Source organism: Flavobacterium hydrocarbonoxydans, from assembly GCF_009789235.1.
In the GTDB taxonomy this organism is placed as follows: domain Bacteria; phylum Bacteroidota; class Bacteroidia; order Flavobacteriales; family Flavobacteriaceae; genus Flavobacterium; species Flavobacterium hydrocarbonoxydans.
On record NZ_WSTB01000010.1, the window covers coordinates 187,149 to 213,575 of the forward strand.

The following is a 26,427-nucleotide window of genomic DNA, read 5'->3' on the forward strand; positions in this document are numbered from 1 at the left end:
AATTTGATATGAAAAGTTATTTAAAAATAGTTGCCCTTTCCGGATTATTTACTTTGCCTTCGCTTGCAGTTGCGCAAAATAAAGAACCCAAAACAGTATTTCAGGTTGCAGATGCCTGGAGTCCCGCTTACGATGTAAGAGCAGATGGCGCCATTGTTTACGGAATAAATGATGCAGGCGGAAATTTTAAGGAAAGGGTCAAAAGTTGGAAAGACCACGGCTATACCATTCAGTTCATGACTGGTATTGCCTGGGGTCAGTACAAAGATTATTTTAAAGGAAAATACGACGGCAAAGAATATTTTGACGAAGGTCAGAAAATGAAAAACGGCGAGATTATCTGGCATGGTCAGGATGTTCCGTACACAGTTCCAACTGCCGGATATGTTAAGTACATAAAAGGTTTGGTAAAGCAGGCAATCGATGCCGGCGTTACCGCAGTCTATCTTGAAGAACCCGAATTTTGGGCAAGAGCAGGATATAGTGATGCCTTTAAACAAGAATGGCAAAAATTTTATAAGGCTCCATGGCAGGCGCAGGACGAATCACCTGAGGCGACTTATTTATCATCTAAACTAAAGTATGATCTATATTTCAACGCCTTAAAAGAGGTTTTTGAATACGTGCATACGTACGGTAAAAGTATTAATAAAAAGGTCAAATGTTATGTACCAACGCATTCTTTAATTAATTATGCTTCCTGGGAAATCGTAAGTCCTGAAGCCAGTTTGGCACAGCTTCCTCACATGGATGGCTACATCGCTCAGGTTTGGACAGGAACTTCCAGAGAAAGGGTTTATTTTAATGGAGAATTGAAGGAAAGAACTTTTGAAAATGCCTTTTTAGAATATGGTTCAATGGTTTCGATGACGGCTCCTACGGGTAGGGAAATGTTTTTTCTGACCGATCCAATTGAAGACAGAAGCCAGACCTGGGCCGATTATAAAAAGAATTATCAAGCCACTTTTACGGCTCAGCTGATGTATCCTACCGTGGCAAATTATGAAGTGATGCCATGGCCTCCAAGAATTTATTTAGGTAAATTTAAAATGGAGGAAGGACAAGAAAAACAACCGCTTTCTAAAGCTTACGGCACACAAATGCAGGTGATGATTAATTCACTGAATAACATGCCGCTTTCAAAAAATGAAATTAACGGTACTAAAGGTATCAATGTTTTATTGGCCAATTCGATAATGTTTCAGCGTTTTCCTATTCATAAAGACTATCAGGATCCTTCGCTTTCTAATTTTTACGGGTTGGTTATGCCTTTGCTTAAAAGAGGAATTCCGGTTGGAACGGTACATATGGAAAACCTTGATTTGGTTTCAGGTTTAAAAGACACTAAGATTCTGATCATGTCTTATGCCAATATGAAACCATTATCGGCTAAAAATCATGAAGTATTGGCAAAATGGGTGAAGGATGGCGGAATGTTGGTTTATTACGGAAGAGATGATGACCCGTTTCAAAAAGTAAGCGAATGGTGGAACAAAGACGGAAATACTTACGCAGCACCATCGGAACATCTTTTTGAATTAATGAACATAAAACCAGAATCCTCAAAAACAACATATACCTACGGAAAAGGAAATGTTTTTGTGGTTCGAGAAAATCCAAAAGAGTTGGTTCTGAAGAAAGACAACGATAGCTTTTTCCTTGATATAGTAGCTACAGCTTACCATAATATTGCTCCGGACGAAGAACTGGAACTTAAAAATTATTACTATCTGGAACGAGGCCCTTATGATATTGTGGCTGTTATGGAGGAAAGCACCAATGGCGAACCTTTGCATATAAAAAGAAATGTTATTGATCTCTTTGACCCGGAATTACCTGTTTTACAGGAAAAAATAGTGCAACCGGGAGAGCAGGCTTATTTATACGATTTAGATCGAATTCCGAATAAAACGAAACCTCAGGTTTTGTGTGCGGCTTCAAGAGTTTATAAAGAGAAATCTTCTGGAAAAACATATTCTTTTGTTACAAAAAGCCCTTCAAACACTATGAATGCTATGCGGATTCTTTTGCCATCTAAACCAAAGGAAGTTATTTTGAGAAAAAGTAACAGCAATCAAAATATAAAAGAATTTACCACAAGCTGGGATGAAAACAGTAAAACCTGTCTGCTGAAATTTGAAAACAGCAGTAAAGGCATTCAGGTAAGTTTGAAATGGTAAATTAATTACGAATAAAATCAGAATCATGAAATATACTAAGTATTTATTATTTTTTTTAATAACACAATTTTCAGCTCAAGCTCAGGCACCAAATACGAGCCTGGATTTGGTTCAGTATGTCAATACGCTACAAGGAACAAATTCGAAACACGAACTGACAAAAGGAAATACATACCCAACAACCGCTTTGCCTTTTGGTATGAATACCTGGTCACCTCAGACAGGAAACAATGGCGATGGCTGGAAATACCAATATTTTAAGGAAACAATCAGAGGTTTTCAGCAGGCGCATCAATGTAGTTCCTGGTCGAATGACTACGCTGTTTTTTCTTTGATGCCAGTTACGGGAACTTTAGAACTGAACGAAGATAAAAGAGCTGCTAAATTTAGCCACGCTAATGAAATTGCAAAGCCGCATTATTACAAAGTTCAATTCGAAAACAATATTACTACCGAAATGTCGCCAACAGAAAGAGGCGTTCACATGCGTTTTTCTTTCCCTAAAAATCAGGCTTCTTATATTGTACTGGATGGTTATACCGGAATGAGTGGTGTTAGCATTGATGTAAAAAACAGAAAAATTACTGGTTTTGTACAAAACGGAAAAGGTTTTGATCAGGTAAAAGAACTAAAGAATTATTTTGTAATTGAATTTGATAAGCCTTTTAAAACTCAGGGAACCTGGGAGAACAGAAAAGGCGAAAAAGCAGCAGGCAATCTTACTGCTGAAGGAAAAGGAGCAGGGGCTTATCTTCAGTTTAAAGAGGGTGAAACTGTTCAGGTAAAAATCGCTTCGTCATACATTAGTTATGAGCAGGCACAACTAAATTTAAAAAGAGAATTAGGCAGTTTTAAAAAACTGGAAGATACCAAAGAGGCAGCCAGAAAAGTCTGGAACAAACAATTAAGTAAAGTAGTTGTTGAAGGCGGAACCGAAGAACAAATGAGAACGTTCTATTCCTGCTTGTTCAGAGCGAGTCTTTTTTCAAGAAAATTCTACGAAGAAAAAGCAGACGGAAGTCCGGTATATTTCAGTCCTTATGATGTGAAGGTACACGATGGCTATATGTACACAGATACTGGTTTTTGGGACACCTTCAGAGCTCAGTTTCCTTTAAATGCCTTGTTGTCTCCACAAATGCACGGACGTTATGTGGGCGCTTTGGTAGATGCTTACGATCAGTTTGGGTGGTTGCCTTCATGGTCATTTCCGGCTGAGGCTGGAAGTATGATCGGTAACCACGGAATTTCACTTTTAACGGATGCCTGGGCGAAAGGCTTCAGGACTTTTGATCCTCAAAAAGCATTAAAAGCTTACTATCACGAAACAACAAATAAAGGCCCGCAAGGTCCTTCAAACGGAAGACACGGCTGGAAAGAATATTTTACATTAGGCTATGTTCCGTATCCTGAATATGGCGAGGCTACGGCTAAAACATTAGAATATGCGTACGATGATTTTTGCGGATATGAACTGGCAAGAATGACCAACAATCAGTTTTATCAGGATGTATTTTCGAGACAAATGTACAATTACAAAAATGTGTACAATGCCAAAGATGGTTTCATGGAAGGCAAAAATATAAACGGCAAATGGAAACAAAATTTTGATCCATACGAATGGGGAGGCCCTTTTACCGAAGGTAATGCATGGCACTATTTATGGTCGGTTTTTCAGGATCCGCAAGGTCTGATTAATTTAACAGGAGGCGATGATAATTTTACTAAGAAATTAGACGCTGTTTTTACCAGTCCAAATACAGTGAATGTAGGAACCTACGGTGGTAAAATTCACGAAATGACCGAAATGGAAGTTGACAACATGGGCCAATATGCACACGGAAACCAGCCTATTCAGCACATGATTTATATGTATAATTATGCAGGGCAACCCTGGAAAGCACAATTTCATGTACGTGACGTTATGGAAAAATTATACAATTCGACAGAAAATGGTTATCCTGGTGATGAAGATCAGGGACAAACTTCTTCCTGGTATGTGTTAAGCGCACTTGGATTTTACAGTGTTTGCCCAGGAACTGATCAGTATGTTTTAGGGAGCCCTGTTTTTGCAAAAACAACGATCAATTTAGAGAATGGTAAAAAGTTTGTCATCGAAGCTAAAAACAATAATAAAGACAATGTGTATATCCACTCGGCAACCTTAAACGGTAAGGAGTACACACAAAACTTTTTAACCTACGGCGATTTGACAAAAGGAGGAACATTCAAACTGGAGATGAAAAACACGCCTAACAAAACCAGAGGAACTAAAGACACGGATCGTCCTTTTTCTTTAACAAAAAAATAAAAAAAGACTAATTATAAAGATTTCCGAAACGCCTTTATCATAATGTTTAAGAAAAGTAGCAGTTTTACAGTAAAACATCTTTTTTGGTGTTTGTTTTTATCGGGATTTGTCCATGCACAAAGTCCCGGTAAGTTCGTAAATGTATTTTTAGGAACTTCCGGCGACCATGGACAATTATCTCCTGCTGCTTCTTACCCTTTTCGGATGATGAGTATTGGTCCTCAAACCTATCCGGGAACTCATACAGGTTATGAATATTATGCCAAAGAATTTATTGGTTTTACACATAACAGGATGGAGGGTGCAGGTTGTCAGGGTGATGGTGGAAATCTTTTAATTACTCCTTTTCAGGGAAATTGGGATTCCAGTCAAAAGCTGATTAAAAAAAGCCAAAAAGGAAGCCCTGGATATTACGCAGTTTCTTTTGAAAACGGAATCAATGCCGAATTTACAGTGAATAAAAATCTCGGCATGCATCATTACACTTTCAAAGGCGATAATAACGGAATCTATGTCGATTTAAGTTATGCTTTTGTTGGGCGGTTTGTAGATGAAAAACATGAAATTATTGCCAATAATCTCGAAGGTTTCATTCAGTCCGGAACCACTTGTAGCCGCGGGACGTATAAGATTTTTTATGCACTGGAAGCCAATGTGCCTTTGGTCTGGGAAAAAATAGGAACACATCAATATCTGGCTAAATTTCCAAAAGGAGTTAAAGATATTGAGTTGCGGGTTGCATTTTCATCCATTGATACAGCACATGCAAAACAATCTATTTTGGGAGCTTCTTTTTTAGATTTAAAGAAAAACACAGCTGAGGTTTGGGATGAAAAATTATCTCAAATTAAAATTGAAGGAGATACCGAAAGAAAGAAACTTTTTTACTCGTTATTGTACCGTACGCTGCAGTCACCATTTGTAATTTCTGAAGAAGATAAAACCTATAGGTCAATTGACGGAACACTTAACAAATCCGAAAATGTTTTTTACAACGGATGGGCAGTTTGGGATAATTATAAAACGCAGCTTCCTTTGTTGTCATTGGCGTATCCAAAGGAATATAAAGACATCGCCTGGTCATTAGCCGATTTGTATCGCCATGGCAAACAGGATTTTTCGACTCAGAACGAGCCTTCGCAAACGGTTAGAACAGAGCATGCTGTAGTCGTTTTGCTGGATGCTTTCAGAAAAGGATATGATGTTCCGTTAAAAGGTATTCTGGATTCTTTAGTCGCAGAAAACGCAAAATTAGATTTTTCTACGCCAGATAAAGCACTTGAATCCTCTTATGACAATTGGGCATTAAGCCAAATTTACAAAGAAACAGGAAATACTGAAAAAGCTGATTTTTACACCAATAAAGCTTTAGATTATAAAAAATACTGGAAGAAGGATTTTGAAGACCTCACCCAAAAAGATGTAGATCAGATGTCGGCCAGAAAAATGTATCAGGGAACAATCTGGCAGTACAGATGGCTGGTTCCTTATGATGTAAAAGGATTAAAAGAACTTTGTGGCAGTGAAGAAAAATTTATAAATCAGTTAGATGAGTTTTTCAATAAGGATTATTACAATCATGCAAACGAAACTGATATTCAGGCCCCAGGATTGTATTTTGCTACAAAAGAAGCTTTCAAAAGTGAAGCTTTAATGCGCAAAATTGCCATTGATACCGTAACGCAGTTTTATTTTAATGATAACAGCCGTGGCATTGATCCGTACGTAGGCCGAATCTATCAGAACAATCCAAAAGCATTTTTGCGAACAATGGATGATGATGCTGGGGCTATGTCGTCCTGGTTTGTTATGGCGGCATCAGGAATTACACCAGCGTGCGTGGGGTGGCCGGTTTATTACCTTCATGTGCCGTTGTTTCAAAACGTGATAATCAACGAAAAGAGCAATCATCCTCTAAAAATAACCGTTGAAAATTTCACTGAAAAAGCAATTTATCTGAACGGAATTTCCTTAAACGGAAAAAAATTAAACAGAAACTGGATTACTCAGGACGAAATTAGGAAAGGTGGTGAACTGAAAATTAAAGCTTCGGAAAAACCACTGATAAATGCAAATTATGAAGGATGGGAAACTTCAATTAAAGAACAATAACGCAACCAATATTAAATATAAATAATTTAGAAAATGTCGATAATAATAGGAATAGATATAGGAGGCAGTCATATTAGTAGTGCAGCCGTGAACAAGGAAACCCTTGAAATAATTGACGGAACTTGGTTTAGAGGCGCAGTGGACAGCAAAGCTTCTAAAGAAATAATCCTGAAAAAATGGGCTGAAATTATCAATCAGACTCTTAATGAAGTTACGATGGATGACACCATTGGAATTGCTTTTTCAATGCCAGGGCCGTTTGAATACGAAACAGGAACTGCAATGTTCGAAGGAAATGATAAATACGAATCGTTATATAATGTAAATATTCCGGAAGATTTAATAAGATATTTAGATAACAAGAACGTAACTTTTAGGTTTTTAAATGATGCGACTTCATTTGGAATAGGAAGTGCTTTAGGACAGAAAGACGGCGGAGCAAATAAAAAAGTAATTGCCATAACCTTAGGAACCGGTTTTGGAGCCTCATTTTTAAATGATGTTATTCCGGTCGTAAATGGTGCAGGTGTGCCTGAAAACGGCTGTCTTTGGGATAAAACTTTTCAGGACAGCATAGCCGATGCTTATTTTTCGACGAGATGGTTTTTACAGAAATACGAACAATACAGCGGACAAAAAAGTAAGGATGGCGTTAAGGAAATTGCCAGTTTAAAAAATGAATATTCTGCTCAGATTTTTGATGAATTTGCACAGAACCTAAGTGATTTTTTATTGCCATATATACACAGTTTCAAAGCAGATTCGTTAGTACTGGGAGGAAATATTGCAAAATGTCACGATTTGTTTTTACCGCAAGTACTTCAAAAATGGGAAGCAGCCGGAACGACCATTTCGGTTACGATTTTAGACAATACCGAAGAGTCCAGTATTGTAGGCTCAAGTTATATGTTTAACGAAGTTTTTTGGGAAAGAATAAAAGAAGAACTTCCTAATTTTTAATGAAATTAAGGAAAATATACAATCATAAAAATCATAAAAATGAATATTAATAACATTGATAATTTAGAAAAACCAGCTGTATTCGAAGAAATTGCCAAATTTCTTGCAGCTGAAAATTTTACAGTAGCGTCACAAGATCAATCCAGACCATGGGGAGGTTTTTTTGTGTTGGATGAAAGTCAGGCAGCTGCATTTGCCGCTAAATTTTTTCCACATCTCAATATGTCGGATATCCAGATTACAAACAAATTAAGTCCAAAAATATTAATTGTTGCACCTAATAAACGATTATCATGGCAATATCATTTTCGAAGAGCCGAAATCTGGAAAGTTCTGGTAGGACCAGTGGGCGTAAAAATCAGCGACACAGATCAGGAAGGTGAACTCAAAGAATTGGTTGCAGACAGCTTTATACAAATGGATAAAGGGGAGCGTCATCGCCTAATTGGTTTGGATTCATGGGGTATCGTAGCCGAAATTTGGCAGCATACTGATCCTGAAAACCCTTCAGACGAAGATGATATTGTGCGCCTGCAAGACGATTTTGGCAGATAATACACGCTTTAGCAGTTGTAAAAATACTATTGGTCGTTGCGTTTTTATTATTAAACTCCTACCATTACTTTTATTATATTTGATGCAGTTATATGCTCAATGTTTTTTTAGTCAAAATAAAAAGCATTGAGCAAAACAATCTAATATATTTTATAAGCTTTACGAATGAAGAAAAAAACAGTATCTATAAAAACCATTGCAGCAAATCTTAACATTTCAGTTACCACTGTTTCTTTTGTTTTAAACGGAAAAGCGAAAGAAAAACATATTTCTAAAGAGTTAACGCAAAAGGTGCTGGATTATGCCAAAGCCGTAAACTACAAACCCAACCAGATTGCACAAAGTCTTAGAACTGGAAAATCAAAAATTTTGGTTTTTATGGTCGAAGACATATCAAATAGTTTCTTCTCTAAACTAGCCCGTATCATCGAGGATATCGCTTATGATAAAGGCTATAAAGTGATTTTTTGCAGCAACGAAAACGACGACGAAAAATCCATAGACTTGATCAGTTTGTTTAAGAATCGTCAGGTCGATGGTTTTATTATTGTTCCGTCTCCGGGAATAAAAAGCACTATCGAAGAACTAATCGAGGAGAATATTCCGGTCGTACTTTTAGATAGATATTTTGCCGGATTAGATTGCAATAGTGTTGTAATCGATAATGAGGAGGCTACTTTTAATGCAACGACACATCTGATACAAAATCAATTTAAAAACATCGGTTTCATCACCACCGATTCTGATCAGACTCAAATGAAGGATCGTTTATTAGGGTATGAAAAAGCCATAATAAACAATGGTTTGAAACCTCAAATACTTAAGATTCCTTATAACGAAACCAGCGATGGAAAAGCAAAAACATTCATCAAAAATTTTATGGTGGAAGCCAAAGATTTAGATGCGGTATTTTTTGCTACCAACTATCTTACCCAAACAGGACTGGAATTTTTTAAAGAAACCGATCCTCAATTAATTCAGGATTTAGGTATTATCACTTTCGATGATAACGAACTTTTTAAAATCTATAGCCCCACCATTACTGCGGTATCTCAGCCATTAGTCGAAATTAGTAATGAACTGATGAAACTCTTATTACCACTCTTAAAACGCAAAGACATCAAGGAAGAACCTACTAAAAACATCTTGCTTCAGGCCGAATTAAAAATCAGAGAATCATCGGGTTCAAAAGTTTAGTAGGATTTAAAATAACAATTTTTTTAAATTCCAAATTCCAATTTTCAACTAGTATAGTATAAATTTAGTTGTAAATCTGCCGGATCTGCATGCTAAAAAATATCAAAACATAGAAAAGGTTCAGGAGCTGTTTCCTGCTATCCGTTACAATCTTTTGTGCCGAACCCCGGCACAAAAGGATTTCCACTTCTATCAGGGCTAGGGCAGTCATTTTCATAAGAAAGTAATCGAAGCCAAACTTTCAGATTTCTAAAAATGCTCCTGCATCCAGTCTAATTTTAATTTTATAATTTACAAGAATCTTTGTCAATTCATCATTACAACAATCTTTATATTATAATAATCCCTTTTTATTAACCCTAAAATTATGTATATCTAAAAATAAATGTTGGTTTTCCTAAAACGGTTTAGTAAGTTTGTTTATTAATTGAAATCCAAAACAAACCACGATGAAAAAAATCCTATTGTATTTTTTTATACTTTTTTGTTCCAAAACAATTGCACAAAGCACTACAACTGCTGAAGCAAAAAGCAATAATCCTGTTTTTAAAGGCTGGTATGCTGATCCTGAAGGAATAATTTTCGATAAAACCTACTGGATATATCCCACCTTTTCTGCTCCTTATGAAGATCAGGTTTTTCTGGATGCTTTTTCTTCTCCAGACCTGACACACTGGACAAAACATTCCCGAATTTTAGATACTACAGCCGTAAAATGGGCCAAAAAGGCTATATGGGCACCTTCTATCATTAAAAATAAAAACAAATACTTCCTGTTTTTTGGTGCCAACGACATTCAGAGCGATAATGAAATTGGCGGAATTGGTATTGCCGTAGCTTCAAAACCTGAAGGACCTTACAAAGACTATCTGGGAAAACCGCTTGTTGATAAATTTTATAACGGAGCCCAGCCAATAGACCAGTTTGTTTTTAGAGACAAAGACGGTCAGTGTTACTTAATTTACGGAGGCTGGAGACATTGCAACATAGCGAAGCTAAAAGCTGATTTTACCGGTTTTGTTCCATTTAAGGACAAAACAGTTTTCAAAGAAATTACTCCTGAAAATTATGTCGAAGGTCCATTTATGTTTATCCGAAACAATAAATATTACTTCATGTGGTCAGAAGGCGGCTGGACAGGACCGGACTATTGTGTAGCCTACGCTATAGCCGATTCTCCAATGGGGCCTTTTAAAAGAATTGGTAAAATATTAGAACAGGATTCTCAGGTTGCCAGAGGAGCTGGACATCATTCGGTTATTAAAGCTCCGGATTCGGATAAATATTATATTGTTTACCATCGCAGACCACTTACAGAAACGGACGGAAATTCAAGAGAAACCTGTATCGAAGAAATGTTTTTTGATGAAAATGGCTTTATTAAGCCAGTCAAAATCACACACGAGGGAGTGAATTCAAATCCTCTCAAATAATTATTAATCTGTACAAACATTGAGATGAATAATAATTTAATTTTATAATCCTTGATGTTTTTCCGAGCTTTACTTTATTAAAGAAAATGATCAAAACTTATAGTATTCAGAATTTTAATGTTATTTTTTTATTGAAACTAAAAAAAAATTAAATATTATTTTTGGTATTACTAAAACGTTTTAGTATGTTTGCTTTTCTATTTATAATTAAATTGAAGTTACTTTACTAATTCAAAAAACAAACTAATTTATTGTTAATTTTAAAAGTCTTTTAAATGAGTTATAAGAGATTTTAAATATTAAGAAAACAGTCTAATTTATTATGAAAAAAATCATTATTAATTCTATTGCATTCTTTTTTGCCATTCACTGTGTATCGGCGCAGGAAGGTGTAATAAACAATGTTGAAAATCCTGTTGACTGGGTTAATCCTTTGATCGGTACAGATTCTAATCATAATCTTTCTAACGGTAATACATATCCGGCAATTGCAATGCCTTGGGCAATGAATTTCTGGACGCCGCAAACAGGTAAAATGGGCGACGGATGGGCATATACCTATGACGCAACCAAAATAAAAGGATTCAAACAAACGCATCAGCCATCGCCCTGGATGAATGATTACGGTCAGTTTTCGATTATGCCGGTTACGGGTAAACTACGTTTTAAAGAAGAAGAAAGAGAAAGCTGGTTTTCGCACAAAGCCGAAACGGTTACGCCTTATTACTACAGCGTATATCTTGCAGATCATGATGTAACTACAGAAATTGCACCTACTGAAAGAGCGGCAAGGTTTAGATTTACTTTTCCGGAAACCAATGAGGCTTATATCGTAATCGATGCTTTTGATAAAGGTTCGTATGTAAAGATAATTCCAAATGAGAATAAAATTATAGGATATACAACCAAAAATAGCGGTGGAGTTCCTTTGAATTTCAAGAATTATTTTGTGATTATTTTTGATAAAAAATTTACAGTAAACAAAACTTTTGATGGTGATGCTGTAACCAATGCGCTAACCGATGCTTTAGAAAAACAAGCTAATCATGCTGGTGCTGTTATTGGTTTTAAAACTGCAAAAGGAGAAAAAGTAAATGCAAAAGTAGCTTCATCATTTATTAGTTATGAACAGGCTGAAAGAAACCTGGAGGAAATTGGCAAAAACGATTTTGATGAACTAAAAGAAAAAGGAAAAACTGTATGGAATACAGAGTTAAGCCGAATCAAAGTAGGAGGAGGAACAGCTGAACAATTCACTACTTTTTATTCAAGTCTGTACCGTTCACTTCTTTTTCCAAGAAAGTTTTATGAGTATGATGCTAAAGGAAATGTAGTACACTACAGTCCGTATAACGGAAAAGTATTGTCTGGTTATATGTTTACAGATACTGGTTTCTGGGATACTTTTAGAGCCTTATATCCTTTCCTGAACTTAATGTATCCTGAACTCAATCAGCAAATGCAGGAAGGTTTATCCAATGCTTATAACGAAAGCGGCTGGCTGCCAGAGTGGGCAAGCCCAGGTTTACGTGATATTATGGTAGGAAACAACTCGGCATCTATTGTAGCTGAAGCGTATCTAAAAAGCGAAACCAAAAACAATCCGGATATCGAAAACCTTTACAAAGCCGTAATTCACGGAGCCAATAATGCAGGACCGTTAAGAGCTGTAGGGCGCTTGGGTGTCGATTATTACAATACTTTAGGATATGTTCCGTATGATGCTGGTATCAACGAAAATGCGGCAAGAACATTAGAGTACGCTTATGACGATTTTGCTATTTATAAGTTGGGTGTTGCTTTAAACAAGCCTAAAGCTGAAACAGATATCTATAAAAAACGTAGTTTAAACTATAAAAACCTATTCGATCCTCAGAATAATCTAATGAGAGGGAAAAATTTAGATGGTAAATTCCAGGCACCTTTTAGCCCTTTCAAATGGGGAGATGCGTTTACAGAAGGAAACAGCTGGCATTATTCCTGGTCTGTTTTTCATGACATGCAAGGGTTAATCGATCTTATGGGTGGTAAAAAAGATTTTGTTGATCAATTAGATAAAGTGTTTTCATTAGCTCCTGTTTTTGACGAAAGTTATTACGGTGGTGTAATTCACGAGATCAGAGAGATGCAAATTGCTAATATGGGGCAATATGCACACGGAAACCAGCCTATTCAGCACATGACGTATCTGTATAATTATGCCGGAGAACCTTGGAAAACTCAATATTGGGTAAGAGAAACCATGAACAGAATGTACAATTCTTCGCCTGATGGTTATTGTGGAGATGAGGATAACGGACAAACATCGGCCTGGTATGTGTTCTCGGCAATGGGCTTTTATCCCGTAACTCCTGCAAGCGATCAGTATGTTATTGGGGCTCCATTATTCAAAAACATTACACTGAAACTGCAAAACGGAAAGGAAGTATTCATCAATGCTCCTGAGAACAGCGCGCAGAATAGGTATATCCAAAGTATGAAATACAACGGAGAGACCGACACTAAAAACTGGTTAAGCCATTCAGAATTACTTAAAGGCGCTACTATAGATTTTGAAATGGGTGCAGATCCTAATAAAAGAAGAGGTACATCCAAAAAAGATTTTCCTTATTCACTTTCTAACGAATAATACATAATTACCTAATTATAAAAGTTAGTTCATTATTATCATAAAGAAGCCGTCCCGAATAGTATATCAGGACGGCTTCTTTTTATATAAGGTTTTGTGAGCTGTAACTTAAAACTTGTACGTTACACCAAGTCTTACGTTTATGGGCTGTTCTGTTTGCCAGTAATAGGCACCCTTTTCTCCAATCCATTGATAGAAGGAACCACTGTAAAGATATTCATTAAGAATATTAAATACATTAGCAGTGAACTTCAGTTTATTAGTTTCGTATGATAATCCACCATCTAGTTTAAAATAGTTAGGTAGTTTTTCAAGTCCCGGACTCCAGGTATCGGTTTGGCGTCCTGCAAGATAAGTACCTCCAATAGAAGCGCCTAACCCTTTTAGCTTTCCGTTTACAAGGGTGTAATTCAGCCATGCGTTGGCTGTATGTTTGGCATATCCCGGAACTATATCTCCTACATTAATACCTAAACCGGGTGCAACACTGGTTACAACAGATTCTGTAAAAGCATAATTGGCAATAAGATTAAGACCGTCAAATATTTTTCCTCTTAGGTCAAATTCTACTCCTTCAGCTCTTTTTTCTCCCAAAACTATTTTATATTGATCTGTTGGTCCATTAGTAGGATCAGCTGTAAGTTCGTTTTCTTTTACAATACGATACGCTGCTACACTGGTACTCCATGATCCGTCAAACCAGTCTTTTTTAATACCTACTTCAAAATTATTACCAGTAAGCGGTTTAATCTCACCATCTCCTCTCATGATTCCTGACTGTGGCGAGAAAGCCTGATCGTATAAACCATAAACTGCTGTATTATCTGTTATCGAAACACTTACCCCCACACGTGGCGTAATATGGCTGTCTTCCTGAGTTTCACCCCAGCTTGTCTGACTTATCCAGGTATATCTTGCCGCAAGAGTCAGTCTTATTTTATTATCTAAAAAACCAAGCTCATCCTGAACATAACCAGCCGCAAATTTAGATGTCATCACTCCCGCTACTGATCTTTCTTTAAGAGGAGTATCACGATCAAAATTGGGCAGACCATTAGCAGGCGGTCCATAGTCTGGATTATTGATATTAAAAGGATCCTCTACAGTATCAAGATCATGCGATTGCATCCAGTCGGCCATGTATTCTTTGTTTGCCATATCTACACCACCCAGTACTTTATGGGTTATCGGACCCGTTTCAAATTTTCCGTTTACAAATACCTGACCTAAAAACATATCACTTTCAGCATCCCAGATACCTACATTTCTTATAATTTCTCCCAATTGCAAATCAGCAGTAGGGGCTATATTACTTGGCCATGAGCTGTATCCTTCCTGCAAATATTTAAAATAAGAGGTTTGTGCGGTAAGTTTCCATTTATCATCAAAGTTATGCTCAAACATCAGGTACCCACTATGGTCGTTCATTTTAGTATCTGGCAATCCTGGCTGTGTCATCGTAAAATCTACAGGAGTTGTAGCATAACCACCACCATCAGCACCAAATATATAATACGATCCTACCTCGGTCATATTAGCATGCTGATAATTATATTCCAAAGTTACTTTGGTTTTATCATCTATCTGATACGAAAGAACAGGAGCAAAGACATAACGGTCATTGTGTTCAAAAGAACGGTGCGAACCTTTCTTTTGTATAGCACCATTTACGCGGTATAAAAACTTACCTTCCTTATCAAACTTTCCATCAAGGTCAATACTGGCTCTGTAAAAGTCATAACTTCCGCCCATTACCGTAGCTTCACCTTTGGTAATTCCTGTTGGTTTTTTGGTCACCACATTATAAAGTCCGCTTGGGTCACCGCTGGATAACATAAAACCTGCCGGACCTTTTACAAACTCAATATGATCTACAAAACTCATATCTTCTGTAAGCGGGCCCCAGAAAGAAGATACCACATTAAATCCATTACGGAAAGCCTGTATCTGCGAACCACGCATGGTAATATTCGTGTACATATCGCCCCAGTGCTCTAAACGAACTGCACCACTTACATTACGAATCACCCCATCACTCATGCTAATGATCTGTTGGTCTTTCAGCGTTTGCGCGCTTACGATCTGAATGTTCTGCGGAATCTCAAGTACGGGAGTGTTCAAACGTAAAGATAGCGATGGCTTATCCTGCTTGTATTTGTTTTTGGTAATCACTACCTCGTCAAGTTCTTCCTGACTCTCAGATAGCTGGAAGTTTTTGGTTACTGTTTGGTTGGCCACAACTGTAATACTTTCAGATACCGGCGTAATACCTACACCGTTTATGCGTAGTGTATAAACACCCGCTTTTACATTCTTGATTTCGTATTGTCCGTTTGCATTGGTAACGGCTGTATATTTTGTACCCTTAAGCGCTACTGCAATATTTTCAGCAGGGGTATCGCCACTCAAGGCGACTGTACCAGCTACTTTCCCTAGTTCCTGACTCATCATAAATGCAGAGCTCAGGAGCATTAGGCAAAATAAAACTTTCTTAATAATAGTCAAATTCATTTTGGTTTGGTTTTAAAATTCGAAGCAAAAGTATAACCTAATACCTTACGAAGCAAATTATTCTTAATTATTCTAAATAAGAATAATGAACGGTAGTTTTGATTCCAAGAGAGGGAGTTGCTGCTATTGTTTTGGAGATCAAAATCCTTTTTGAAAGATATTCCATTGAAAATGAAAGGCCTATTTTAGAAATGAATAGGGAAAAAGTAGCTAAGTAAAAGGTTAAAACGTTTCCTGTTTTAGCTATTCGAAATGATTTTCAGCTACATCAGGTAGTTTTTGTTTTGAAGGGAATACTTTTTTTGTTGCCAATGTAAAGCATTCCTTTAAGGAAATAAAAAAAGGAAGTATCAGAATCTCAAACGTAAGTACAGCAAGGATTTGTAGAACTAGTTCTACTTTTCGATTGTATGAAAATAACTATATTCCGGTATTGACAGGCATTGATTTATTTAGCAGTTTTACACAAGAGAAATTTTAATCAAAAAGATCTCCTGAAGACAGAAGCTGATGATAGTAAAGAAATTAATTTAAAAGAAATTAGAATGGCATTGAAAAATTTAAGTCCGGCACATTATACGCCAACAGAAAGATCGTCAGCCTTATTAGGCCTAACCGCAGTAGAAACCGCTCTTGCAGCAAAATTTAAAAGTCTTTCGACAGAAGACCGAATAAAATACGGAAGTGTACACGAGCAAAACAAGCTTTTTATAAACAAAGTAAAAGACCTAAGAAATAGTCAGCCAGCTTTATCCTGTTCGGATATTGACTGGACAGAGTTTCTAAATGATCTCGATTCGAGAGAGTTCCTGCAAAACTTTATTATGCGCTTAGAGACCCTGGCACAAAACTTAAAGAACAATAAAATTCTGCATGATTATGATAACTTTCGTGCTGCTTTAGTTGATTATGACTATTCAAAGTTTAAAGCCAATTCTAACATTTCAGGTTATGAATCTAAAGTAAATGAACTGGGGCAGTTTTTTGGAAGAACGGTTACCCAAAAAGAAAAAAAAGAAAACGATACTCCCACATAATGTAGTTACACCCAGCTTACGAAGCCTTTCGAATGTTTTATTTCGAAAGGCTTTTTTTTGTGCCTGTTGGCAACATCATGATTTTAATAAAATAAGGCTTCAGGGCGGTTCTAAACCTCTCCAGACTGGTTCTAAACCTCTCTGCCCCGGTCTGTAACCCCTCCGGATAGGTCTGTAACCCCGCTGGATAGGTTGCAGACCTCTCTGGATAGGTCTCAAACCCCGTCAGATAGGTTCGAAACTCCGCTAACCCGGTTCTAAGGTCCGTCCGACAGGTTCCGAACCCCGCTGGATAGGTTCCAGACCGGGTTGGTATAGGTTCGGGACCTATCCAGATAGGTTCCGGACCGGGTCAGTATAGGTTCGAGACCTATCCAGATAGGTTCCAGACCAGGTCTTACCCGGTCTGGAACCTGTCGAACGGACCTTAGAACCTATCCAGCGGGGTTCGAAACCTATCCAGATAGGTTCAGGACCGGGTTGATGAGGTTGTAAACCAGTGGATTGGGGTTTTGAGATGCAAAAAAGAGATTCGCAACCTCTATGTTGAGGTTTGGAATCTCATATATTGACCAGGTACGGGAACTTTTGGTAGTAATTAAATGTTTTTTTTGTAAAATAAATTCACAAGAAGTTTTAATGAATGAAAAAGAGAATGTGCTAACGGAACGTTATAAAGTTCAGGATAAGATTTTGATGAAATAGGAAAGAAGCATGAATCTTTGGTTTATTAATTTCTAAGGTGTAAATCATGGAAATGTATAGGAATTAGCTAAAATTGAAAGGCATCAGAAAATGTTAGAAGATGGTACATCAATAGAAGATTAACAGCAACAAGCTATCATCACCCACCAATCATCACATTAAAAGCGCCCAGCATAATACTGCCTCCATGAGCAGTAGTATCTCCCACTCGGGCGGCAGGAAGGCCTCCAATCCTAACAGTAGATGATCCTTGTACAATAGTATCAGGCGGGCCTACACATACGAGCATATCACCAACTCTGGCAGCAGGCAAACCACCAATTAAAACAGTAGGTTCTCCTGGGCCAGTGATAGGACCACCCACATGAGGAATAGGGGGTACACCAGGTGTTTGCATAGGACACTGATGAAAATCTGTTAATCTTGCTGCTGGTGGCATATTAGTTAATCATTACCATTGCGCCTCTCAGCAGTAATTCCGATCCTCCACTTACTTGAGCCACTAGTCTGCCTTGTGCGCTGTATTGCATATCTGCTGTATGTTTAATATTCATTCCGTTTTCTTCTATATCACCGCCGCGAGACTCAATCGTCACGCCTTCGTTGCCTTTAATATTTACTTTTTGATCTGCTGCAATAGTAATGTTTCTAGGGCTCTTCAAATCAATTCCGTCTGTTGACATTACAATGCTGTTTTGGTTTTCATCTTTTATAATAATCCTTTTATCTCTATCACTAATAATAATCGTGTTTTGCTGAGGCGTTGCTACGGTCCAGATTTTATTTTGATCATCAAAAACAATCGAGATACCGGATTTAGATACAATAGCTTTGGTACTGTTTTGCTCATTAGGTGCTAATCCTGCAGCAGGTTTTATTTTAGAACCGCTATAGAGGCTGCCTAGTATTACGGGATAGCGTGGGTCTTCATTTATAAAACCAATAATCACCTCGTCGCCTACTTCGGGCAGGAAAAAAACTCCGGCTCCGCTCGTGGCATAAAGGTTAGAAAGCCGTGCCCAGATACCGGCACCAGTGCTGTCTATTAAAGGGACATCGACCAGAATACGGTATTGCGAATCAGGATCTTCATAGGTTTGTTTTACAGTTCCGTTTACCAGACCTCTCGCACCCGGAAGCAATCCGGAAGCAGGTGGCGACATCACATCAGTCTGTTCTGTAAACCATTGTGGCGAGAACCCAAGACTAACTTCAGAAATCCAGTTTCCATCACTAATATCATGTACCACACCACTCATAAAATGATCACCATTAAACCGGTCACCAAGACCTTGCATCGTGATATATTGTCCCGGTTCTATTATAGAAGTACCCTGAAATTTAGCTTCGCCCTGTATCTTTGCCAGTTCACTTTTTAGGATCTGGGCTTTCGACCAGTTGTTTAAATCAGCAGTTGCTAAAGGTGCCGATGTTTGTAACGGAAAGGAGGAGAGGCCTATAACTTCGGATAGTTTCTTTGAAGATAGATTACCTGCTCCCGCTATATTTGGAGATGCTGTGCCAGTATTTACAGACTGGTTTTTATAATCCCAGGCACTCGCTTGTACGTTTCCTAATTGGGTGGTCGCATTTAGGGTTGCATTAAATTCTAATAAATTATCTCCGTAACCTACTGTCAGTACCGATGCTGTATCGTAATCGGGCGGTCTTACGGTAATCTTGCCGTTGATAACGGTAACGACTAGTCCGTTTGCTTCGGCCAAAGCCAAAATATAATCCCAGTCGGTTACATAATATTGTACCTGTTCGGGCCATTGGGTGGTGGTTGGGGTAATCTCTGTTTTAATTCCGGAATACGAAGCAATAATCGAAGCGATGATATCACTGTCTTTCTGGTTGGTATAAATATGACTCTTTCGGCCTACTATCATTTGTACGGCAGTATCCCTGCATTCAATTTCTAAAGCAGATCCTACTAATGAATCTATGCGAATGGACTGGCTGGTAATAATCCCTTCAAAAATAATTTTGTTATGGCCATCATAACCTGCTGCAATACGAATCAATCCACCCGGTACAAAAGTAGCTGAGGAACTGGCATCAAAAGTACCTGTATTGGCTTCTCCATCCAGGATAATAAGTTTAGCGGAAGGAATCCGGTTGACTCTTTTTTCTACATGAATGGAATACACGTTTAGTATATCCGGAATGGATTCTCCGTTAATTTGGATATCAAAGGTTGCTATTCCTCCACTAGCTATTGGGGCAAATGCACTCATGATCAGATGGATTAAAAGGTATTGATTTTATCGGAAAGCAAATCTTAATTTGACTCCGTACGAAAGCAAGATAGGATCATCAGCATAAGCCGAATCAAGAATACTGTTGTATTGTAGCTGAACAGGTACTGCAGTATTAGTGTACTGTACTATATTTTTAGTATTGCTTTTATCATAAACAGTATTTAAGCCGTAATCCAGATACAACCCTATATAAAGAGAATGTTTCTTGTTTAGAATTTGTTTGATACCAGTTTCGAAAGTAGCAGAATAAGATACTTCTGTATCAAGATCCTGTTTGCCAGTGTTGATAGCATCAAAGGTTCCGAATCCCGCAAAAGCAGGTTCATACAATACAACATTATACTGCGGATAATAGCCGCTAGTCGTAACATCATCCATAGTAGTTTCGGAACATCCGCTCACAGCAAATCCTATTTTTGCACCCGCTGCCAGATACAGTCTTGTAGTTCCTAAAGTTTCATATTGAATGTTGACCGGGATGTTGATATAGCCTAATTTTTGTTTTTCACTTACATGATCGGCAGCATACCGAAACTGAAATGATTCGTCTTCGATATCGGTAGTGGTATAACGCCCATTAAGAGAAAGAAATCTCGCCGAAGATTGATACGATTGATATTCGGCTCCTATTCCCAAACTGATATTTTGGTTTAGATAATAAGCGAAACGAAGACCCGCATTAAAACCATTTCCCGGAACCAATTCTCCACTACGGGTGCCATAGTCCAGATAAGATGCACCGCCTCCCAACGCAGCCGAAATTTCATATTTCTTTTCCTGAGCATGAGTCGTTATAGCGACACCCAAAATAGCAGTAATTAGAAACAGGGATGTTATATAATATTTTTTCATCTTTAATGTATTTAATACCTGTACTGCCAAAGACAGTACAGGTAGTTATTATTTATTAACAATTACTTTAAGTGATTTTTTTATGTTAGCTGTCTGAAGCAACACCAGATAAGTACTTCCTTCAGTAGCCTGCGGTAATGCAATCTCTGTTTTTGATGTAGAAGTTTTTAGTGTTTTTATCAGCTTACCTGATAGCGAATAGATGCTTATTTGTAAAGTCTCTAATTCTTCGGCAGGAAAATCAGCTTCTACAGTAATCGTTTGTCCTGGCTGAACAGGGTTAGGATACAGTTTAGCCTCATAAGATGATTTCAATGTCAGTTGTGTATTACATGTTTGTAGTACCTGTCCATCTTTGGTAGTCATTTTTACATAATACTCAGCGGTTGGGTCTAAAGTATCATTCGGATTGTTTCCGGCTGAATAATATTGACCTGTTCCCACTAGCTCATCGTTTTTGAACCACTGATAGCTAACAAACTCATAACCTCCATTGGTTTTCGGATTGTTGTTTACCAATAATACATTATTAAATTTCTTTACGACGATATCAGCAAAATTGAAACGGCTTTCTACCACAACAGAATATGTTTTACTGCTGGTTCCATCTTCAGAAGTAAGTTTGATGTCCTGTGTATAAATTCCCGGTTTAGGAGCGTTGATAGCAAAATTAGGAGCAGGCTCAATCACTACACCGTCTGGTGCTGTAATCGCAACATCGACAGTTTTTACACCACAATCTAATACATAATTGATTTGTTGTGAAGGATTATCAAGCGTTTCATCGCCAATTGTAATTTCGGATATACTCGTATCATTATTTTTGATTACCAAAAGCTGTGAAACACCATCAGCAGGCAAATAAAAATCATCACCATCCTGATGTGCTGTTATCTCTAACTCACCAGATCGCAACAGTGTAATTAACCCACTTGGAGAAATGGACACCGGAGGTAAAGGTGAAGTGTAGGTAAACGTATAATGTATAGGTAAACCTGAGTTACTAAGCGCATTTAATTGTAAGGTACCGCCACTTTGGAAATTAATCGTTGGTAAATTATCAAAAGTGATGAATTGCTCCGCCTTATTTACAACAAGTTGTGCAGTAAGCGTTAACGGAGTACAATGCGGATAACCAGCAGGCGGTGTTACTACAGCAGTAACCGTATAACTGCCTGGGTTAATAGCTCCGTTTGCATGACCTGTTGCAGGTTCGGTAGAATATGCAACATGAGATCCTACAGGAGCATTATCTACTTCAATGGTATGAACATTTCCGTCATAAGTAAAATCACCACCATCAAAAGTTGTCAGATCGGTAGGAGATAAGTACAGTTCCAGTGTTTGTTCTTGTGTTGTACTGTTACCATTACCGTCAACATAATTCCATACAATTACATAAATACCTTCGGTTGTGTATTCTAAAGGATCTGTTGTAGTGGCAGTAACAATTCCGCCACAATTATCTGTAGCTGTAGGTATTGGAATATCTGTTGATAAGATGGCACAATAATTCGTAATAGTAGGCAATACAGCTACATTAGGAACAGGAGGCACAGTAGTTGGACTGATTATAATTGTTATTGATTGGGTAAAAATACAATCATTACTATCGCTTACTATTACATCATAAGTTCCTGCAGCAAGTCCTGTTGCCGTAGCACCAGTTGCTCCCGAAGGGGCCCAAGAATAGGTATAAGGTGCAGTTCCTCCAGTTGCGATTACTGTTGCAGAACCGTTAGTAGCACTACTGCAAGTAACATTTGTTGTAGTTATTACTGCTGATATAGGAGTTGTTTCAGAAATAGTTACGGTCTCTGTTGCAGTACAACCGTTACTATCGGTTACCGTTACGCTATAAGTTCCGGCGGTAAGTCCTGTTGCTGTAGCAGCAGTTCCTCCGGTTGGAGCCCAAGCATACGTATAAGTTTCTGATCCACCTGATGCCGTTACTGTTGCTGTTCCGTTGTTACCAATACAAGTTGCATCTGTGTGAGTAACTGTAGCAGTAAGAAGAAGAGCAGGTTCCGTTATATTGATGATTTGTGTTGCAGTACAACCATTGGTATCTGTTATTGTTACGGTGTAAGTTCCTGCTGATAAACCAGTAGCTGTAGCATCAGTTCCTCCAGTTGGAGACCACGAATACGTATAAATTCCAGTTCCACCAGTTGCAGTTACAGTTGCAGTTCCATCGTTCCCTCCATTACAGCTAATATTGGTTACAATTATTGTTGCCGTTATAGCAGTTGGTTCAGTAATAGTTACGCTTTCAGTAGCAGTACAGCCGTTAGTATCTGTAATTGTTACAGTATAAAGTCCCTGAGCAAGACCTGTTGCAGTTGCATTAGTTCCTCCTGAAGGTGCCCATGAATAAGTATAAGTTCCAGATCCACCTGTTGCTACAACTGTAGCAGTTCCGTTAGCGCTATTGCAAGATACATTTGTATGAGTAGTTGTTGCTGTTATAGCAGCTGGTTCAGTAATAGTAACACTTGCTGTTGCAGTACAACCATTGGCATCTGTTACCGTTACAGTGTAAGTTCCTGCAGACAAACCAGTAGCTGTAGCAGCAGTTCCACCTGAAGGAGACCAGGCATAGGTATAAGCTCCCGATCCGCCAATAGCAGTTACTGTTGCAGTTCCATTAGTTCCTGTATTACAAGAAATAGGAGTCTGAGTTATTGTTGCTGTAATAGCATCTGGTTCAGCGATAGTAGTACTAGCAGTTTCAGTACAACCATTGGCATCTGTTACCGTTACGGTGTAAGTTCCTGCAGACAAACCAGTAGCTGTAGCAGCAGTTCCACCCGAAGGAGACCAGGCATAGGTATAAGTTTCTGATCCGCCAGTTGCTACAACTGTAGCAGTTCCGTCAGCATCTCCATTACAAGAAATAGGAGTGTGAGTTGCAGCTGCAGTAAGTAAAGCCGGTTCTGTTATAGTAGTACTAGCAGTTTCAGTACAACCATTGGCATCTGTTACCGTTACAGTGTAAGTTCCTGCAGATAAACCAGTAGCTGTAGCAGCTGTTCCACCAATAGGAGCCCAAGCATAAGTATAAGTTCCCGATCCGCCAGTTGCAGTTACTGTTGCAGTTCCATTAGTTCCTGCATTACAAGAAATAGGAGTCTGAGTTATTGTTGCTGTTATAGCATCTGGTTCAGCGATAGTAGTACTAGCAGTTTCAGTACAACCATTGGCATCTGTTACCGTTACAGTGTAAGTTCCTGCAAACAAACCAGTAGCTGTAGCAGCTGTTCCTCCAGAAGGTGCCCATGAATACATATAAGTTCCTGTTCCTCCTGTTGGTGTTGCAGTTGCGGTTCCATCATTGGCTCCATTACAGCTAATATCTGTTTTTGATACAGTTGCCGTTATAGCATCTGGTTCGGTAATAGTAGTGGTTTGTGTTCCGATACATCCGTTAGCATCGGTTATGGTTACGGTGTAAGTTCCTGCCGATAAACCAGTAGCTGTAGCAGCTGTTCCACCCGAAGGAGACCAGGCATAGGTATATACTCCTGATCCGCCAATTGCAGTTACTGTTGCAGTTCCATTAGTTCCTGTATTACAAGAAATAGGAGTCTGAGTTATTGTTGCTGTAATAGCATCTGGTTCAGCGATAGTAGTACTAGCAGTTTCAGTACAACCATTGGCATCTGTTACCGTTACAGTGTAAGTTCCTGCAGACAAACCAGTAGCTGTAGCAGCTGTTCCTCCAGAAGGTGCCCAAGAATACGTATAAGCTCCTGTTCCTCCTGTTGGTGTTGCAGTTGCGGTTCCATCATTGGCTCCATTACAGCTAATATCTGTTTTTGATACAGTTGCCGTTATAGCATCTGGTTCAATAATAGTAGTGGTTTGTGTTCCGGTACATCCGTTAGCATCGGTTATGGTTACGGTGTAAGTTCCCGCAGACAAACCAGTAGCTGTAGCAGCAGTTCCACCTGAAGGAGACCAGGCATAGGTATAAGCTCCTGTTCCGCCAATAGCAGTTACTGTTGCAGTTCCATTAGTTCCTGTATTACAAGAAATAGGAGTCTGAGTTATTGTTGCTGTTATAGCATCTGGTTCAGCGATAGTAGTACTAGCAGTTTCAGTACAACCATTGGCATCTGTTACCGTTACAGTGTAAGTTCCGGCAGATAAACCAGTAGCTGTAGCAGCTGTTCCACCAGAAGGTGACCAGGTATAGGTATAAGTTCCTGATCCGCCAGTTGCTACAACTGTAGCAGTTCCGTCAGCATCTCCATTACAAGAAATAGGAGTGTGAGTTGAAGCTGCAGTAAGTAAAGCCGGTTCTGTTATAGTAGTACTAGCAGTTTCAGTACAACCATTGGCATCTGTTACCGTTACGGTGTAAGTTCCTGCCGATAAACCAGTAGCTGTATCAGCAGTTCCTCCAGAAGGAGACCAGGCATAGGTATAAGCTCCTGTTCCTCCTGTTGGTGTTGCAGTTGCGGTTCCATCATTGGCTCCATTACAGCTAATATCTGTTTTTGATACAGTTGCCGTTATAGCATCTGGTTCAATAATAGTAGTGGTTTGTGTTCCGGTACATCCGTTAGCATCGGTTATGGTTACAGTGTAAGTTCCGGCAGATAAACCAGTAGCTGTAGCAGCTGTTCCTCCAGAAGGTGACCAGGCATAGGTATAAGCTCCTGTTCCGCCCATAGCAGTTACTGTTGCAGTTCCATTAGTTCCTGTATTACAAGAAATAGGAGTCTGAGTAATTGTTGCTGTTATAGCATCTGGTTCAGCGATAGTAGTACTAACAGTTTCAGTACAACCATTGGCATCGGTTATGGTTACGGTGTAAGTTCCTGCAGATAAACCAGTAGCTGTAGCAGCAGTTCCACCAGAAGGTGACCAGGCATAGGTATAAGTTCCTGATCCGCCAGTTGCTACAACTGTAGCAGTTCCGTCAGCATCTCCATTACAAGAAATAGGAGTGTGAGTTGCAGCTGCAGTAAGTAAAGCTGGTTCTGTTATAGTAGTACTAGCAGTTTCAGTACAACCATTGGCATCTGTTACCGTTACAGTGTAAGTTCCGGCAGATAAACCAGTAGCTGTAGCAGCTGTTCCTCCAGAAGGTGCCCATGAATACGTATAAATTCCTGTTCCTCCTGTTGGTGTTGCAGTTGCAGTTCCATCATTGGCTCCATTACAGCTAATATCCGTTTTTGATACAGTTGCCGTTATAGCATCTGGTTCGGTAATAGTAGTGGTTTGTGTTCCGGTACATCCGTTAGCATCGGTTATGGTTACGGTGTAAGTTCCTGCCGATAAACCAGTAGCTGTAGCAGCAGTTCCTCCAGAAGGTGCCCAAGAATACGTATAAGTTCCTGTTCCTCCTGTTGGTGTTGCAGTTGCAGTTCCATCATTGGCTCCATTACAGCTAATATCCGTTTTTGATACAGTTGCCGTTATAGCATCTGGTTCGGTAATAGTAACACTTGCTGTTCCGGTACAACCCATTACATCTGTAATGGTCACGGTATATGTTCCGGCCGTAAGCCCTGAAGCAGTAGGAGCAGTTCCACCAGAAGGGCTCCAAGCGTAGGTATAACCTCCAGTTCCTCCAGTTGCTGTTACAGAGGCTGTTCCATTTGAACCTCCATTACAAGAAAGATTTGTTTGAGAAGTTGTTGCGGTTATAGCGGATGGTTCGGTAATAG

Annotated in this window: 14 protein-coding genes; 9 read left to right on the forward strand and 5 right to left on the reverse strand. The window is 38.7% G+C overall.

Annotated elements, in window-relative coordinates; all coding sequences use genetic code 11:
- The first annotated feature begins 8 nt into the window (after window positions 1-8).
- The 8 genes from GON26_RS17110 (at window position 9) to GON26_RS17145 (ending at window position 13,377) form a co-directional block, all read left to right on the forward strand.
- On the forward strand, window positions 9-2,180 hold the full coding sequence (locus GON26_RS17110; protein ID WP_160375988.1) for a hypothetical protein: 2,172 nt from the start codon (window positions 9-11) through the stop codon (window positions 2,178-2,180).
- Window positions 2,181-2,205: 25 nt separating this feature from the next.
- Entirely contained in the window at window positions 2,206-4,491 is a 2,286-nt protein-coding gene (locus GON26_RS17115) for a GH92 family glycosyl hydrolase (RefSeq protein ID WP_160375989.1), read from the forward strand.
- 42 nt (window positions 4,492-4,533) lie between these two features.
- On the forward strand, window positions 4,534-6,603 hold the full coding sequence (locus GON26_RS17120; protein WP_160375990.1) for a glycoside hydrolase domain-containing protein: 2,070 nt from the start codon (window positions 4,534-4,536) through the stop codon (window positions 6,601-6,603).
- Window positions 6,604-6,636: 33 nt separating this feature from the next.
- Window positions 6,637-7,563 (forward strand): ROK family protein, encoded by a 927-nt coding sequence (locus GON26_RS17125; RefSeq protein ID WP_160375991.1) that lies wholly within the window; start codon window positions 6,637-6,639, stop codon window positions 7,561-7,563.
- Window positions 7,564-7,602: 39 nt separating this feature from the next.
- A complete protein-coding gene (locus GON26_RS17130; RefSeq protein WP_160375992.1) occupies window positions 7,603-8,118 on the forward strand; it encodes a cupin domain-containing protein in 516 nt (171 codons plus the stop codon).
- Between the two features lie 165 nt (window positions 8,119-8,283).
- Window positions 8,284-9,315, forward strand: a complete 1,032-nt coding sequence (locus GON26_RS17135; RefSeq protein ID WP_160375993.1) for a LacI family DNA-binding transcriptional regulator — start codon at window positions 8,284-8,286, stop codon at window positions 9,313-9,315.
- 449 nt (window positions 9,316-9,764) lie between these two features.
- Complete coding sequence (locus tag GON26_RS17140; protein WP_160375994.1) at window positions 9,765-10,748, forward strand: glycoside hydrolase family 43 protein; 984 nt, start codon at window positions 9,765-9,767, stop codon at window positions 10,746-10,748.
- A 322-nt stretch (window positions 10,749-11,070) separates the two neighbouring features.
- Window positions 11,071-13,377 (forward strand): GH92 family glycosyl hydrolase, encoded by a 2,307-nt coding sequence (locus GON26_RS17145; protein ID WP_160375995.1) that lies wholly within the window; start codon window positions 11,071-11,073, stop codon window positions 13,375-13,377.
- A 108-nt stretch (window positions 13,378-13,485) separates the two neighbouring features.
- Here the strand turns inward: GON26_RS17145 and GON26_RS17150 are convergent, their stop codons facing one another.
- The gene (locus tag GON26_RS17150; RefSeq protein WP_160375996.1) at window positions 13,486-15,888 is read right to left on the reverse strand and encodes a TonB-dependent receptor; all 2,403 of its coding nucleotides are present in this window, start codon (window positions 15,886-15,888) and stop codon (window positions 13,486-13,488) included.
- A gap of 545 nt (window positions 15,889-16,433) precedes the next feature.
- Here GON26_RS17150 and GON26_RS17155 point away from each other — a divergent pair.
- Window positions 16,434-16,925 carry a hypothetical protein gene (locus tag GON26_RS17155; protein ID WP_160375997.1) on the forward strand — a complete coding sequence of 164 codons (492 nt, stop codon included), beginning with the start codon at window positions 16,434-16,436 and terminating at the stop codon, window positions 16,923-16,925.
- Window positions 16,926-17,769: 844 nt separating this feature from the next.
- Here GON26_RS17155 and GON26_RS17160 read toward each other — a convergent pair.
- The 4 genes from GON26_RS17160 to GON26_RS17180 form a co-directional block, all read right to left on the reverse strand.
- A complete protein-coding gene (locus tag GON26_RS17160; protein ID WP_160375998.1) occupies window positions 17,770-18,069 on the reverse strand; it encodes a PAAR domain-containing protein in 300 nt (99 codons plus the stop codon).
- Between the two features lies 1 nt (window position 18,070).
- Window positions 18,071-19,870: a type VI secretion system tip protein VgrG gene (gene vgrG / locus GON26_RS17165; RefSeq protein ID WP_160375999.1), complete on the reverse strand. Its 1,800-nt coding sequence runs from the start codon at window positions 19,868-19,870 to the stop codon at window positions 18,071-18,073.
- A 27-nt stretch (window positions 19,871-19,897) separates the two neighbouring features.
- Entirely contained in the window at window positions 19,898-20,746 is an 849-nt protein-coding gene (locus GON26_RS17170; RefSeq protein WP_160376000.1) for an outer membrane beta-barrel protein, read from the reverse strand.
- A gap of 48 nt (window positions 20,747-20,794) precedes the next feature.
- The coding region (locus GON26_RS17180; protein WP_202110892.1) for a T9SS type A sorting domain-containing protein at window positions 20,795-26,427 on the reverse strand (5,633 nt) is incomplete at its 5' end.

Bases quoted from the DNA above. Each gene is read 5' to 3' on its own strand.
- vgrG (WP_160375999.1), bottom strand. From the start codon at position 19,870: ATGAGTGCATTTGCCCCAATAGCTAGTGGAGGAATAGCAACCTTTGAT.
- GON26_RS17120 (WP_160375990.1), top strand. From the start codon at position 4,534: ATGTTTAAGAAAAGTAGCAGTTTTACAGTAAAACATCTTTTTTGGTGT.
- GON26_RS17115 (WP_160375989.1), top strand. From the start codon at position 2,206: ATGAAATATACTAAGTATTTATTATTTTTTTTAATAACACAATTTTCA.
- GON26_RS17130 (WP_160375992.1), top strand. From the start codon at position 7,603: ATGAATATTAATAACATTGATAATTTAGAAAAACCAGCTGTATTCGAA.
- GON26_RS17160 (WP_160375998.1), bottom strand. From the start codon at position 18,069: ATGCCACCAGCAGCAAGATTAACAGATTTTCATCAGTGTCCTATGCAA.
- GON26_RS17135 (WP_160375993.1), top strand. From the start codon at position 8,284: ATGAAGAAAAAAACAGTATCTATAAAAACCATTGCAGCAAATCTTAAC.
- GON26_RS17155 (WP_160375997.1), top strand. From the start codon at position 16,434: ATGGCATTGAAAAATTTAAGTCCGGCACATTATACGCCAACAGAAAGA.
- GON26_RS17150 (WP_160375996.1), bottom strand. From the start codon at position 15,888: ATGAATTTGACTATTATTAAGAAAGTTTTATTTTGCCTAATGCTCCTG.
- GON26_RS17125 (WP_160375991.1), top strand. From the start codon at position 6,637: ATGTCGATAATAATAGGAATAGATATAGGAGGCAGTCATATTAGTAGT.
- GON26_RS17140 (WP_160375994.1), top strand. From the start codon at position 9,765: ATGAAAAAAATCCTATTGTATTTTTTTATACTTTTTTGTTCCAAAACA.
- GON26_RS17110 (WP_160375988.1), top strand. From the start codon at position 9: ATGAAAAGTTATTTAAAAATAGTTGCCCTTTCCGGATTATTTACTTTG.
- GON26_RS17170 (WP_160376000.1), bottom strand. From the start codon at position 20,746: ATGAAAAAATATTATATAACATCCCTGTTTCTAATTACTGCTATTTTG.
- GON26_RS17145 (WP_160375995.1), top strand. From the start codon at position 11,071: ATGAAAAAAATCATTATTAATTCTATTGCATTCTTTTTTGCCATTCAC.